Source organism: Mycoplasma zalophidermidis (genome assembly GCF_024742155.1).
Taxonomy (GTDB): Bacteria; Bacillota_I; Bacilli_A; order Mycoplasmatales; family Metamycoplasmataceae; genus Mycoplasmopsis; species Mycoplasmopsis zalophidermidis.
In genome coordinates, this window is record NZ_JANSFS010000004.1 from 13,892 (window position 1) to 31,483 (window position 17,592).

Annotated in this window: 2 protein-coding genes; both read right to left on the bottom strand. The window is 29.7% G+C overall.

Annotated elements, in window-relative coordinates; all coding sequences use genetic code 4:
- Positions 1-28: 28 nt before the first annotated feature.
- Positions 29-8,842 (bottom strand): hypothetical protein, encoded by an 8,814-nt coding sequence (locus NW238_RS02460; protein ID WP_258451761.1) that lies wholly within the window; start codon positions 8,840-8,842, stop codon positions 29-31.
- Positions 8,842-17,592, bottom strand: a complete 8,751-nt coding sequence (locus tag NW238_RS02465) for a hypothetical protein (RefSeq protein WP_258451763.1) — start codon at positions 17,590-17,592, stop codon at positions 8,842-8,844. Before NW238_RS02465 ends, NW238_RS02460 begins: the two co-directional genes overlap by 1 nt.

Here is a 17,592-nt window from a genome sequence, read left to right on the forward strand (position 1 = left end):
AAGCTTTTTGCTTGCTTTAAATGACAGATTATTTAGTTGGTTTTATGTCCTTGAACATAAATCTAAATACACCGGAGTTATAAACAGTCGATAATTTCTGGAACTTATCAACAACACGAGTATTTTTTAATGTTTCGGGTGTTGTACCTTCAGATCATATATAACACTCTGCAGAACGAGGGTTTTTAGTTCATATCTGATCATTCCCAACCGCTATATCCAAATCATCTCTATTACCTTTATCTCAACCAGCTCCAGTATTGTTAAGGTTATACAAAGGAGATGAATTATTATTATTACCCTCGGTTTGTCATACACTACCATGAGTAACCAATCATTTACTGAAATCAATATTAGATCAGTTATAGGCAGTTTTCCCATCTTGCTCCCATGTAATTGTCGGTTTAATTGATGGGTCATTTAATTGTCTATGTTTTGCCACAATTCATGTTTCAAAACGAGTGGTAAATAGATAAATATTTTTAGTATTAGCATCATAATCAACCGCGAATCTCATCGATACTGTTGTGGCGGCCGGCATTGTTTTTTCATCTTGAATTATTTTGAAATTACCTTTTTGTTTGGCAGTTACAGTTTTGGTATTATGATCAATATTTGAATTACCGATCAATAATACTGAAGGTAAAACTGCTTCTATATAAATTTGATGGTATTTAACTCTAATTCTCAGCATTTGCTTACTTGAATCAGCGTTTATTTGACTAAATTGTTGGTAAATGTAGAATTCAGGGAATAAGAATTTAAAGTCAAATTTAGAATCTTGAGAGTTTATAAACCCAGTTCTCTCACTAACATTTCCACCTTTTATATCATAAATTTTATGATTTGCATAATCAATAATTACTTCATCAGTTTCATCGACAATTCCAAACGATTTTTTAAATGTATTGAGAGTTTTAGCACTAATTGAGTTTAAATCGTTTTCTTCCCAGCCGAGTTCATCAGCTTTAGCAATAACTTGTTTACTATTGTAACCCAAATTATTTTTGTTGTAATCTTTGAAGAATATATCTGCAGAGCCGTCAAGAAGTTTGAGTTCATCTTTGGTTGTAAAGGAAATCTCCACAGTTCTATCTGTTTCAAATCCTTTGAATTCGCTATAAATTGAAAGGTTTGAAGGTTGATATTTGTATCTAAGTTTAATCTTGATGCTTTTAGCAACTTGTGAACTCTTCGTTTCTTGAAGGAACGAATTAATGTCTGGTTGTTTAACAATATAAACCTTCATATTTAATGGATTATAAATAGAATCATCGTCTAATTTAGTAAATTTAAATTTATCAAACATATTTAAGAATTGGTCATTGTTTGTAATATCAATTTCTGTTTGAGATGAATTTTCCATTCCATTTGTAATTTTTTCAAAATTCGTCTTAAATTCTTCACGTGTTATCGATGGCTTAGCAACTATTTGGTAATATGGTTTAACAAGGTTTTGTTGTTCATCGGGATCAACAGTACCAATAACATTTTCAAAGAATAAATTACTATTAGTATTCGCTCAATTTAATAATGTTGGTAACTGAGTAAAAATGTTCTTAATAGCATCATTATTTGTTGTTGTCGTATTAAATTCCTTAACTCAATTATCAGAGTCATTATTTTTACTAATTTTACCTACTTCAGACGTAATTAGAGCAAGGGTTTGCCCATAAACTTGTTCTAAATTGCTCAATTTCGGTTCATTGCCTCAAGTTATAGTTGATTTAAACAGATATTTGTAAATTTCGCTTAAATCTATACGTTTTGCAAGTAAACCTGATATTTCGTTTTTAAATGTTGTAATCATTTGGTCAAATTGAGTGATAGATGAATTAATAGAATCAACATAATTTTGTAAATCATTTGCTGATGTTGAAGCAATCATTTGAGTATATTCGGTTTTATTTTTTTCAAAAGCTGAACTAAATTCATTGAAATCTTTTTGAGTTTGAATTAACCCTGCTTTTTCAAATAGGGTTGTACCATCTTTTTCTTTTGAACCCGCTTTGAATGTAGTATTTAATAAATCAATCAAACCAGTTTTATCTTTAATCATTTGGTCAAAATCAATTCTTAATTGTTTAATAAATTTTTCAATTTTATCTTTAGCGTTATTTATTAATTCAAAGTTTTTATTCAAGTAGCCAGTCACAAAAGTATCTTGACCAGCAGGCGCGTCAATTTTGACGAATGAATTGATGCGTGCTCCTAGAGTATTATTATCATCAATAAATTGTTTAATTAAATCTTTTGTTTTAATTATAGCGTTAAAGTTATCTTTGGTTTTTTGTCCTCACAATGAATCAATCAAGAATTCACTAAAATTTGTTAAGTTAGTTAATGATTTATTTATTTCATTGTGCTGAACATCAAAAGCATTTTTAATTTGACGTTTGTATTCATCCAATGCTTGCTCAATTAATTTATTAACTGATTCAATAACTTCCTCAGGAGTTGCATCTTCTGGTTTTGTATAGTTTAAAACATTAACGGCATTTTGTTCGTAATTATCAAAAAGTGACGAACTATTGGCATTGTTGGATTCTAATTTTAAAGAATCTAATAATTGTTTAGTTTTAGTTTTTAATGATTTAGCAGAAGCTATTTTAGAGGAAACAAGTTTACTGATTTTTTGGTCTATTTCAGACAATAAGGATACCTTGAATTCTTCGTTATTTTGTATTATTTTATTAGCATTTTTTGCATTGTTGACCACAGCACTTAATGAATCATATGCGTTTTTCACATTATTTGAATCTACGTTTTCTGTTAAACCACTGCGTTGTAATCTTAATAACGATTCAGCCTCACGATATTTAGTTGTTAATTTTCTTGAGTTTTTAATTACATATTTAATTGAATCATTACCTTCGCCAGATAATCATTTATCTCTTAAATCATAGTAATTTTTAGCTGGTGTAGTGTCTGATAGAGGAATTGCTTTTAATTCTTTATTAAATTCGGTAATTTTTGCATTAATTACATCTTTTTCCTCTTTGGTAATTAAAGTGTCATTTTCTATTTCACTTTGAATTCTAGCACTATCTTGGTTAACATCTAAACGGACCATGTGTAAATCTAAAAGTTTAATATTTTTATCAATTTCATCTTGTTTAGCGACTATGGTTGAATCGGTTGGAATATCTTGTCTAAATAATAACGTTCCTGAATCAATAGCTTTTGATAATTGATCCTTATCTTGAGAAATTGAGTCATTAAGAGGAACTAATGAGTTATTAAAATCATTGACTTCTTTTAATTTAGTAGCTAATTCCAATAATTTAGGCATAAACGATTTAAGGTTATTTACCATCACAATTACATCGTTCATTTTAGAATTATCCTTGGCATTTTCTGTATCATGCAGTAGAGTTTCAATTTTCTTATCAATTTCTCTACCTAAATAATGTGTTTTTGTTGCAGAGTTGTAATCAGAGCTGTTTTTAAACTCATTTAATGAGTCTAAAGTGTCTTTACGTTTATTTCTTAGTGTGGTTTGATTTGTTAGTTGACTTTTAATTTTGGTTATTCTTTCTTCAATTTGGGAAGGTAAAAGAATTTCGTTGTCATTAGGTAATATATCTCAAAGATTCTGGATTAACGCTTTTTCGTCAGCAACAGTTACATTATATTTAGGAACACTTTCTCGTTCGGTTTTCCATTCTTGAATTATTTTAGATACTTCATTTAGCACTTTAATGAATTCTAGAGCCTTGACAGATTTTTCTTTGACGAGTGAAATTCTAGCATCTTTGGCATTACTATCTTCATCAATGTTGTTATTTGCTTCACTGACAACCGAATTTAATCAGTTTTGTAATTTTTCTGTATTTTGTGTGCCGCTAATGCCGTCTTTTTCAAAGAAATCAACAGACTGGTTAATATTTTTTGCCTCATCAACAGTACCACTTATTTCAAGAGTTTCTTTAATTCTATTTTTTGCAATTTCAATTGCTTTAATTATTTCAATAAATTTTTCTCTATTTTCTTGAACTTTTTGTTCAACTGAATTTTGAGTATCAGTTTTGGTATCGGAACTAAACAGGATTCTCGCTTTGTCAATAAGCGGTTGTAAATCACTTGTAAGATAACTTTTTACAATGTCAGAAATAGTGTTAGCATTTGCTTGCCTTAATGTTTCTGCTGAACCTACTTGTAATCCTAACGAATCATAGTAAATTTTATTTTGATTAATGATTTCGATTCTGTCTTTGATTAAATTTAACGCATCTTTGTTTGCGATTTCTTTTAAGTTTTCAGCCAATATACTATTAATAATTTTAGCTGAGTTTTGAGTTAATGAATTATCAACCAAATTACCTAAATCTACAGGTTCACCCATAATTTGAGTAATTACTTCATTAACTTTAACTCTAATTTCATTTGAATTATTGTTTAATTCAGGAATTGATCTGAAATTATTAAAGTGTTGCAATAGCATGTTTGCTTGCTTTTTGTTTTCGCTCTTCAAACCCGCTTCAGTTTTAATTCGTTTTAGTTCACTTAATAAGGTTTTGTCTTTTAAATTAAGCTGTTCTGTGGTTAAAGGTTGATACTGAGCTCCTAATAAAGCATTTAAATCTTCAAGAGCTTTTTTATGAGTGTCGATATCTGGGTCATTTTCGTATTCATGAATTAAATCAATAATATCTTTTTGACGGTTATTGAAGTTTTCCATAGCATCAATATTTTGAATAATTAAATCTGCGGTAGCGCCGTCAATATTTTTATTAATTTCATTATTTAATTTGTCTTTAAATGCACCGACGTGATCCATCACGTTAGAAGTTCCCGTAGGTTTAGTGCTGGTTGTATTATCAATTTCTTTTTCAACAAATGCAGAATATTTTAATAATCTATTTTGAACGAGATCTTTATTGTAAGCAAATCTCATTGCTTTTTCTGCTTGTTGCATTGAATCAATTGTTGAAGTCAGAATATTAGCACAATCAGTTACGTAATTTTGACGGGCTTTTTCATAATCATCAAAATTAGTGTATTGGTCTGGTTTGGTCTGTTCATGATATGATTTTTGATCAAGTTCAGCAACAAACAAGTCAATACGTGCCTTTTCCTTGTTGTATGTAGCAATTAATTGTTCTTTTTCAGCATTTAAAGAAACCACTTTATCATGCAGTTCCTTCGCTTTTTGAAGAATAGCTTCGGGGGTATAACTCGTATTTTCTATAACGTCATTATATGTTGTTTTGTTTGTTTTAACAGCCGTTTTTACACTAGCTAACAGAGTGCGTTGTTCTTGGTCCGGAGATAATACTTTGTTTAACTCGTTAACCATTACTTTACGCAATTCATGTTTAGCTTTTGCGATTTCAATAGCTTCAGTGATTTTTTTCATTTTGGCTGCGGTCATTTCACTAGTATCGCCTTTAGCAGGCATGTTTATTTTAATGACTTCACCTAAATTGTTTGCCTCTTTGGCTGACTCGCTTTGTATTAAAGCAGGGTCGCTTTGAATGTTTTCTTTTTCAATTATTGCCCGTTTAATTTGCTCAATTAAATTATTTTGAGCAGTCAATACAGCAACGGCATCCTTAGCTGTTGCATCTGACTTGGCTTTGTCTTTCTCTTGAGCGTATGAATCTATATCCTTAATCGCTTTATTAACAAGGTTTTTCAATGTGTCGGCACTTTGTCCGGTAATAGGATATGCTTTAGATTGAATAGATTCATTACGTGCTTTGATTTGATCCTTGCGAAATGCCAAAACTAGACCATCATTCATTTGAGATGTTTTCTTAACAGCATCTTCAATACTTGCAAGAGTTGGCATCTCTTCACCGGCTTGAATAACCTTAAAAATACCATCCATTTTATTCTTGATCAACTCAGAATCAGCAATTGCTTTAGGAACTTCAGAACGTTTGTCTGGACTTGCATTAAACTCTTCAGAATTAGCTTCAAAAGTTTTCAAATTGTCTTCAATTTCTTTAACCTTAGCAATAGATTGTTTAAGAAGTTCAGCTTTTTCAAGAATTTTTTTCTTTTGTTCTGTTGTTAAGTTTTCTTGTTTAGATTCCTTAATTAAATCTTCTAAACGTTTACGTAAAGCATTTTCACCAGATGAAGTTTGTTTGCCTTCTTCAGCTGGATAATATTTATCAATATCTGCTGTAATAGCCTTCAATTTAGCTTCAACAGAGTTATTGTTACGTTTTTCTTTTAAAGTTTTAATTAGTTCTGTAGCTTGATGTTGGAGCTTGTTGATTTTATCTAAATTGACAGGATTTTGCTTAAGTTCGTTAGAAATTTGTGTTTTGATAACATCAATTTTTTCAAATTCTTCAGTAAATTGTCCTACAATGTCAGCATCCGCTTTAATCTCATCAACTACTTTGTCTAATGATTTTAGCGAGTCTTTTAAATCCCTAATAATACTTGTTGAATTTTGAATATCGCCGATTTGATTTGCAACATCATTTAAAATTTTCAATTGACCACTTTCAGCATTAGCAAAATTATTCGAATTTTCTAATTGCATTTTTTGGTCATGAGTTAAATTGCCTTGGCCGTTTTGTGAACGATCCAGAGCACCAAGTAAATCGTTAATGTTTTGAGCACGCTTTTGCAACAAGTCTTTATTAGATTGTAATTTATCTAGTTGAATCTTTTCGTTAGTGGTATACTCATGCGGATTTTCTGCAGTTGGGTTAAATGTTCTTTCAGCAAAAATTTGAGCTTGCAAACGATTATAAGCGGTTTGATTCTGAAGAATAGTTGTTTCTAAAACATTAACCAGAAATTTATATTTCTTGATTTGATCTAAAACAACTGTTGAAACAACCGGATTAAATTTCACAGAAACAATTTTTTGAGTTTCAGTATTTAATTCATTAATTAATTTTTCAAGTAAAGTTGTATCAATTTGTTGCGATTCTAAATCATGTTCCTGTTGCTTAGTTAGTTGATTTAATAATTGTAATGATGATTTCATTAACTTAACTTCAGCATTAGTTTTCGAATATAAATAAGATAGTTCAACTTTTTGTAACGATCTTAATTGTTCTCTGATTGAATATTTTTTAGCAACTATTTGATTAGTGACTAAATCTACAAAAATATTTGCATCAGAAATTTGGTTGATTAAATCTGTCGCTTGTTGCTCAACTAATTTACTTAGATATTTATCTTTGACTTGTTGAGGATAATCATTAAGGTTTAGGATAGAATTTTTGATTTGATCCTTAATTTCATCTAATTCTTTTCTGGTTTCAATTAAGGTTGACATTGCTTCTAATTTCGAATCAACTAATGATTTGATTTTTGCTAAATCAGTATTATTTTCAATAATTTCATCAATTTCTCTATTTAATTTTAATATTTCTTGTTGAGTGACACATTTAGCATTCTTATTATGTTCTTGTTCAAAATATAACAATGAATTTGAAAGTTTATCGTTGAAATAACGTATTGAATTTAAACGCGATGTATAACCCAATACTTGACTCAATAGTTTCGCCTTATCAAAACTATCTGGTTTTTCATTGTTGGTTAAAGCAACTATATTTTTCTCTGTAATTATCCTGTTTCAAACATTTTTTAATTTTGATTTAGATAAGTATTGATAAGAATAAACACGTTCCTTCAGTTTCTGGATAATTTCAGTATTTGATAGCGATGAATTATTTAGCACGGAATGATAAATTCTAATATCTTCATTTGCTTGGATGATATCGTCTTTATTTTGACTTGATTCTAACTTAAGTTTTGTGTTGTTTAAGTAGTAATCAGAAAGTTTGAAGTAATTGTTAATTGATTCCCTAATTAAAAGACTATTAATTTGTGAAGTATTTAAAAGTCCAGAATCTTCAATAACTTGAATCATTGATTCAATAAGTACTCTATTTTCTTCAATAGATTTGTTTGATTTAACCAAATCTTTTAAATTTATAAGTTTTTTAATAACCTCAGAATTAGCTTCATTTTTATTATTGGTTATAGCACTATCAAATAATGTTTGTCCAACACTTTCAACATTAGCATTAACAAGAGATGTTATTTCACCAGTAATTTTTACATATTCTTCATTGAATTTTGTATTAATTTGACCTTTAGCATCAATAATTTTGTTTTCTATAATTCTTTTATTAATTTCGATGTCATTGATTCTAAATTCTCTAGCTAATACATCATGTTCAATTTGCGATATATTTTGACTGATGGTATTTTTTAATGCTTTTGTTGGCAATAATTTGTTTAATTCTGCGATATTATCATCAAATGTATTACCATCTTGTATTAAATAATCATTAATCAGTGAGTCTTGCTTTGTTAAAAATTTATCTAACTCGTTTTGATAATTTTTAACTCATTGGACACGTTGCGATTTACTAATTTTATCAAAATCATGCAAACTAATTTTTAGGTTTGTAAGTTCGTTTGAACCAAATTGGCTTACCAAATCTTTTTCTCTTAAACGGTTAGCTTGATCTGATAATAAAACATTTAGGGTTTTTAAATTGTCTTTAGAAATTTTATCTAGGTTCGCAACATTATTTGCGAAATTGAAAATGTATTTTTTATGTAAATCATTAATTCTATTGATTTCTTTATATTTTGTTAGGACTGAAGTATCAGGATTTGAAAGAATTAGTCTTGCTTTATCTCTTTCTGACTCAAGATTTGCTTTTTCTTCAGGAGATAAATTAATTAAATCAACATATTTGTCAAATAATTTAATCGAATTTTCAAATTGTTTTTCAACGTAACTTTGTCTATCAAAATTTGCTCTTTGTTCAAGCAATGATAGTGTTGTAGCACCGGCCGCAGCTAGTGAACCAACCGTTATTAATAATCCATTTATTGCGTTTTTCTTTGTCATTATTCATCTCCTTTATCTTCATGTAATCTTAAAAAGAAATCGTATTTATCAATCCCTCTAATAGAAGTAGGCTCGTTCATTGATTTTCAACCTAATTTATCGGAACTGGTAAATGAACCGGATCTTGATGCCCGATTACCTTTATCAGTAAATAAACCAGCAAATCTTTCAGCAAATTTATTGGCATAGAATTGAACATCTCGGCCAGGGTATTTAATTTCAAGATCGACCTTATCACCTTTCGGTAGGTATACCTCTCAGTACATTTCAAAATTATTTTTATAACTTGCGTCATTACCTTCTCACGAGTTGTAAATTACCGTTTCTTCCCAACCGTGAAGAACTCCATATCTGCCTGTTCCCTCTTCATAAACTGGGATGGTGATACCATATGGCATTCAGTTAGTGTATCCGTTTCCTACTCATTCAAGATCTGAACCAGATTGGATTCAAAACATAATTTTTTTACCATTTGATAATGAGGCGTGTTTTCATGTGGTTCCACCCATTTCAACGCCACTATCTTTAAGTCTAATCTTAAATTTCATGTTTTCAGTACTATTAGAAATATCTATATTTCTATCTACCTTTTCAATATCCTCCACCTTCAGATGGTTCGGGTTCGAATGTTTAGATAATCTATCAAACATTGCATCATCTCAATGTTCATCATCAAACGTTACATCTTCAGTAAAGAATGACATATTATTTTTAGTTAAATATTTACCAGCACCTTTATTGACAGCAGCCATGATGTTTGTATTCATGGTTTTATTATTTCAACCGGCTCTCGAGGCTTCGAAAATAATCGTGTTTCTTTGATGATTATTGTTTTCTGCACGTCCTTTATCTTCAGAACCTAAATTATCTTTTTGAATCCTCATGAATGATTGCGTGTTAAAAGTGACTCAGATATCGTTAAACGTCAAACTCATTGAAGTAACATCATTGAAAAAATTAGTAGAGTTTTGCGGTTGATTGTAAACAACTTTTAAGTTAATTTTTGTTTTCTTAATAGATGTATCTGTTTGTAGAAATACTGGCAGTCACGGATCAGAAGTAGAAGTTCTGGTTAAAAACACCTTAACGTTATCTAAGTTGTAAGGAGTAACTCCTTTTAAGATATTAAATGTCTTAAACAAATCAAGAACTTCTTGATTTTTAGTGATATCAACCTCTAACGAAGTATTTTGATTCTGAATTTTATTGATTTTTTCAACAAAATCTTCAAGCAGAATATTCTTTTTAGGCTTAATATTTTTCATATTTTCAGAATTTTGAGCATTAATGTAATCAAACATGAAGTTTTTATTCGAAGGGTTATGCATTCAACCATAAAGAGCGACCGATGGTTTGAAAATATTGGTCAATGCACTTTGTTTGGTATTAAGAGCTAGTTGGGCATCGGTTAATAAATCATTTGATATTGATTGTTGAGTTAGTAAAGAATCATAATCAATTTTGTACGAATTAATAAGGTTTGCAAATTCTTTGTTAGTAGTTTTGTTGTTTTCTCTATTGTTTGCACCGGCAATAAGTTCTAACATATGAGTTAGTTCACGACCTTTAATAAATTCTGAATATAGACCTATTAAAGTATCTGTGTTATTTTTGGCGTTCTTAATTTCATTGGTTGATCCATATATTAATAAATCGATGTCCTTTAAAGTATTTAAAATTGCACGTGTTATTTCAAAATATTGGTCAAATTCATCCTGAATGGGTTGTTTAACTTGTTCATTTATGTCTTGATTGTAGTTAATAGTTAATTGTTTTGTTTCAAGTTTAGTTAAATCGCTATTGATTTGGTCTTTTGATGTACCAACTTTAGATACAGCAGCCATTAACGAACTATGTTTATCATTATTGTTATTAACCTTTTTATCAAGAATATCAATATAATCGCGTAATGTTTTAGTGTTCTGAATTATAGAAGGTTGCAACTGAGCATTAAATGAATCAATTTGATTTTTCAATAATTCAGCTGATTTTCTACTTAAATCTTTTACTGTTGTGTAGTTTTTATCAAGAGTATTAAATGATTTTTTCAATGATTTACTATATGTTTTAAAGTTATTATCGACGCTTGATAAAACATTCATAGCTTCGACTACATTATTTTGATAATCATTCAACAATTTATCAAGACCTAATGAGACGGCTAGTTTTTGAGCTTCGGCAGAATTTAATGTTTCGGTTTGTCCTTTAGCAGATACACTTTTACCTGTTAATAGGTTTACATAAGCTTGCAATCTTTCTACTGCCAATGTTAAACGATTTTTTTCGTATTTTATAATTGCTTGTTTTTGGGTTTCTAAAACTGTTTTTGCAGAGACAAGATTATTTTGGGTAGTTTTAATGTTTTCTAATGTGTCAAGTGTTGGATTGTCGTCAATAACATTTACAGCCTTGTTTGTGAAGTCTGTCATAAGCGGAGTTTCAGTTTGATTGTATGAATCGGTAAGATATGACTTAACATCATCAATTTCAGATTTTAGTAAACGTGTTTCGGTTTGCTTTTGAGATTTTAATTTGGCAATGATTCCTTCGGTAGTATTTGTCAAGTAGTAAATTGAAGCAAGTTTATCATTTTCATTGTGTGAAACATTATTTAAATTAGTTGTAGAAGAGTCGATTAATGAATCCAGTTCAGTATATAGCGCTTTCATTGCATCAGTTTCAGTATTTCTATAATCAACATCAACTGTCGTTGGCACAAATGATTTAACTTCATCTATTGCTTTTCTAAGATTTATACTATTTTTTAGACTAACATCAAAGCTGTTGATGCCCTTGATTAAATATTTCTCTTCAAGAATTTTAAGGCCTTGAATATCAATACTATCCTTGGATTTTAATTCGACTATCATTGCATTCAAAATAGCACTTAATGGAGTTTTTTCGTCTTCTGATAAGTCTATATTTGCTTTAAGCTCATTTAATTTTTTTGAGTGAGAAATCAATAAATGGATTTTAACTGTATCTGTTTTAATTTGTTTTGTTTTTGTTTGTACATTAAATGAGTTAATTTCTTTAAAATAGAAATTATTTTTTACAGTTGTTGCGCCAGTTTTGTTGATTTCTTCAACTTCATTGGTAATTTTATCCAAAAGTTCCGTTAAATCTTGTGAAGGGTTTGATTCAGCTTTTGCTGATGTTACTTCTTTTCTGGCTTCATCAACAATAATAGCTAATTCAACATATTTACTAAATAGTGAATGTGCGGTAAGAGCCTCATCTTTAAGTTTTTTGATTTTTTCCAAATCATCAGTCGATTTAACATTAGAAATTTCGCCTAATTTCTCAACATAGAATATTTTTCGATCATTATTTAATTCACTGAAAGTTGCAGAACTAACATTCTTATAATTATTTGTAATGTATGTACCTTCATCATCATAGGCTTTTTTCAATGCTTCAAACGCCTCTTTACGTGCTTCGTAAAGCTCTTTTGCTTTTTTGAAGTTTTCTGGTAATGTTTTAAATTTAATTGTTATATCGTTTGATAAAGCAGTTGAGTCAAAAGTATCTTCAGGCACTGACACAACTGAATCTAAAACAGACTGTCCAAGATTCAATTTATCAATTTTATAACCATAAACTTGATTGTTGAATAATCAATCTTCTTTATTATATTCTTCAAGTAATTTTAATTGTTTTTCTACTAATTCCTTAAATTTAACTACAACACTATCAAGTGACTGAATTTTTGTGGTATCCGAGTTAATTAGTGGGTCTTTTGCAAATTGTTCAAGCTTTTCATAATAACTTCTGGTTTTGGTTTGTTTTAATTCGAGATCTTGTTCTCCATTTAGACCTAGTTTATATGTTGCGCCTTGAACTAAGGTTTTTAACTGCATCATATTTTTATTTAATGAATCAGTCTTATTTAATTTTCTTAAAGTGGCTTTAATAGTTTGCTTAATATTAGTTAATTTACTAAATTGTGATGGGTCTTTATACGCTTCACGAGCTTGTAGAAATTCTTTTTCAAGTTCTTGTTTGATTGAGTTAACCACATCAATTACAGGGCCAGTTGTTTCATTGATAGATTTAACTTCTTCTTCGACCGATCTAACCACTTCGGCAAGATCTAAAATATTATCAATGTTATTTCTTATAATTGCAATTTTACTATCAATTTCTAAAATAGATGCATTGTCTTTGTCTTTGTTGCCTGTATTAGGGACATTTTTTAATTCCTCTTGATATTTTTTTATTAGTCCTTGAGCACCGGTGATTGCTTCTAGAGATTCAGCATCATGTTGATTAGATTTATATTTATTTTCAAACTCTGTTTTTACAGCGTCTATACGCTCGCTTTCGTTTGCTTTCAATTCCTCAAATGATGTTGAGTCCATATATTGATTATGTAATGCAATTGTTGCATTATCAATATCTGTCACCAAGGCTGATTCGGATGGCACCGATTCAATAAGGGCTTTTTCAAGAACTGTTCTCTTATCTTGCTGGTCAGCAACTTTCTTAATTCTATACACAACTGTTTTTTGTTCATCTAGCAGAAGTTTCATTGACTCAATTCTTCTCTTTTGCTCAATAACTTCTTCAGGTTTATTAACACCATTAACAACATTGTCAATAGAGTTAATTATAGTATTAATTTTTTCAATCAAAGATTCTGGGTTTTGACCATTTATAATAATTAAAGCAGGATCAGATTTAATTGCATTTTGTAGAATATTTACTTTTGCTTCTAATAATGCTTTTTCGTTTTTAAATGAGTCTTTTTGGAAGCAGATATCAAACTGTTTTCTAATATTTTCAAAATCTTCCATAATTGCTCTGTCATGAGCGCTGGGCCCACCTTCATCAGGTGATTTTGTACTGATAAGAGCATCAAATTTAGCTTTCAATCTCTGAATTTGAGAACCATTATTAATAGTTGCGCTTTCATCCTCAACTAAAGTATCAAATTTTTGTTCTTTCTCTTTATTTAGTAATGATTTTAATGAACCGGCTACACTGTTTTTAATATTATTAAAATCAGCAACAATTTTAAGTTTAGCAACAGAATATTGATCTACATAAAGTTTAACCCTGCCTTTAACTGCTTCTAAATCAGCTTTGGTTGAACTTGGATCAGCCAATTTAACCTGTTCGGCAGCTATTTTTTCTTTAATTTCACTATCAATTTTTGCAAAAATAACTCTCTTATTTTTATTATTTACAGGTGAATTGTGTTGATTTTTTTCAATTTGTATTAATTTATCTAATTCTATTTTGGCTTCTTTAGATGTTTCGATTTTAGCAAGCATTTCTTCAAGAGCAAGAATTTTATCATTTATTTTATTAGGTTTATCCGAAATAACGGCACGACTATTATTAATTACGCCTTTAAAATTAGTACGTAATTCTGGATATTCTGTTTCACTGATTTTTGAAAATTCGATAGCACATTCTTTTATTTTGGCAAGGAGTTTTTGTTGGTCGGCCAGTTTAGCGGCTACTGAATCAGCATATAAACTAGATGTTTGATATATGTCAGCAACCTTTTGTTGCAATGTTTTTATTTCATCGCTCAATAATTTAATTTGTTTATTGTTTTGAGCTATTTTTTCTTCAGCAGTTACAATTTGAGATTGATTGTAAGTTTGTCTATCGTCTTTAATATTTAATTTTTCTTGATATAAATGATCTAATTTAACTTGTTTTTCTGCGATTTCGGTATTTAAAGATTTAATTTCGTTATTTACCTCTTCTAATTGTAATAATGCTTTGTTTTTCTCGGATTCAAAGATGTTTATATCTTCAATCAACATGCTATATGGATCACTGGTAATTTGGTCAGGCCCAATCTCGCTAGAAGCAATTTTATGATTATTTAAAATTAATTGTTCTTTTTTAAGTTTTGCTTTGGCCACATTTTGTTTAATCTGGTTAGTTAAATCATCAATATCACGATTTTTCATATTAATTCAACCACGATTGTGTTCATCAGGGTTGAACATTACATTATTAATAATATCTTGTAATTCTTCAATTTGAACTGATATATCTTCATTAGATGAACTCAACTCATCAGCAATCGCTTTTATGTCTTTCTTAGCTTGTTCGGTCTTAAATAACGAATCTTTTTCTGCATCACTCTTTAAGCTTAAAGCAACGTCGCGGGATTGTTTATGCTCAATGATAAGTTTTTGTAAGCTTAATTCCATTTCAGACACTACCTCAATAGCATCACGAAGGACATCCATTTGATTAGCCAATTCCTGACGGGCGTCTTTTTTATCTAACTCTGAATCATAGTGGGTTCTATCATCATTAATAACTTTGGCTTTTTCAATTAGTTTATTCAAAGCATCGCGCATTTTAGCTTCAGCGGGTGTAAATTCTTCACCAGGTTTCCGGTTTTTGGCGAATGTATCATCAAGTAATTTTGAAATAACACCCGAGGCATTTTGTGCTTCAAGATTACTACGTTTTATGCTGAAATCTTCCACTGCTTTTTTAAGTTTTTCTTGGATTTCAGGTAAATTGTGCTGCGTGGGATCGTTAAGTGCTTGGTCGGCTTGTTGTTTTAAAGTAGAAAGTTTTTTCAATTCTTCAGCAAGATATATTTTAACGTTGTCATTATCTTTAACAACTTCCAAAATGTTTGAAGCTTCATCACGAGTTTTTTCAAGGTCTTTTGCTTCAGTAATTTTTTGCGCATAGACATCTTGTAATTCGCTCAATTCATTAATACGTTGTTGTTTTTGTTCGAAAGTTAATTTATCATTAGTTTGTAATAACTCAATTTCGTTAGCGATTTTAATTACATGTTCGCTCAATTGTTTCTCAACAGGAGAACCTTGTTGATTTCAAGATTCATTAATTTTTGCCAATGTTTCTTTCGTTTTGTTGATAACAACATTAGCTTCATTAGAAATAATTGATTTATCGCGTAAATCTAAAGCAAACTTAACTAATCCACCATCAATAATATTTAAATTATTAGGACCTATTTGTTCTGATGTGAAGGCTGCCATTTCACCACGCATGGCAGTTGAATTTACTTTAACCAGTTTTTCAAAAAGCGGTTTTTCCTGTGACCATAATTTTTTAAGTTCAGGAGAAATGGTGTCTTTATCAATTTGTTCTTGGATTTGAGATAGTAAAATAGATAATTCTTCTTTGTTGATGATTCTTTCGACTTCAACTGCTTTTTCATAGTTGTCAGCAATAGTGTTTAAATTTGCAGTTTTAAAATCAACTGAAAGTAATTTCTTGTTAGTTTCGGTTAAAACATTTATTTTATTTGAATCTTTCACAATTGAAACGCGAGAAAGATCACTACCGGTCGAGAATTCAATTTGTTGATTTAATTCAGTATATTTTTGTTGATAAAAATCTTTGATTTCCTTAGTTGTCTCAACTATGGCGATTATGTCATTTAGTTGACTTACATACTTAAAGAAATCATTGTAAACTAATTGGTCTACATCGGCATTTAATTGGTTAGATAATTCTTCATCATCACTTAGGTTATGTTTAATTGTCTTTTTAGCGTCCAATAATACTCTGTTTGCAATTCTAATTGAATTAATTTGTTTTGCTAATATCGAGATTGCTTTATGAGAATCGGTGCGGTCTTGTCCGTCAATGAATTTTTGTGCCGCTTTTAATGAAGTTTCAAGTGCCAATTTAAATTGAGGTTCAATTTTATCTAATATTTTTTTACCTTCATTAATCACCTCTTCAATATAGCCCTTAAGTTCTTCACCTGATAAAAAGTAAGTAGCAGTTCTGTTTGTTATCGAAGAAACATAATCGCTTAAAATTTGTCCCATTTCAACATGTGTATCATCACTTAAATTAACCACATTGAAGTTTAAATGTCCTTTGTTTTTTTGGACAAACAATTCGACCATATCTAACTCTGCGTAGATTTTATCTTTAGTTGATAGCTCAAGATTGAAGGCTGAAACCTGTTTTTTAGCTTCAATTATTTGACTTAAAATCCTATCAACTTGTTGTTGATTATTTATGGTTTCAGCATCATATAGTTTTGCGCTTTGCATATCAAATAATTGACTAAGAGTTTCAACATTATCTCTTGAAATTACATTTTGTGCCAAACGGGTGTTAATAAAATCAATTGTTTTGGTAACCTTATCAACTTTTTTAGCTAAATGAAGGTTGTCGTTATTTGCAATTATATCTAATACAAAAACATTTGTTTTTAATTCCAAATCAAAAACAATCTTATTTTGTAATTTGTAAATTCGTGCGAATTCTTTAATAAACTCTTGATTATTTTTATTTTTAGTCAATTTTTTTACCGCGTTGTTAAAATCGTTCAACAAATCAGGCGATTTAATTAATAAACTAAATTCTTTTATTGCTTGTTTAATTTCCTGATCTGTCTTTGCTTCGGTTAGTTTCAATGTTGGAATTAAGGATTGAAGACTATTTCTGCTATCAAGCATATTTATGATAGCAGATCTCGAATCATTAGTTTGATCCTTGACTCTATTTGCTATCAATTGCTTTGAAGAATTAACTGCAATTCTTAATTTTTCTTTTGATTCTTGACTTCAACTCTCAACACTATCTGTCTTCAATAAACTCTCGGCATTTTTAGTGACATCATTTAATTGTGTATAAGCGACCGTTTGGATATCTTTAACGTATAAGTCGGCTTTTGAATGCAACAAAGGCACAGTAATGCCTAACGCCAAAGCTGGGATTCCAGCTATCAATCACGTTGCTAAAGCTTTTCTTTTGTTTTTCTTTTTGTTTTCTGACAT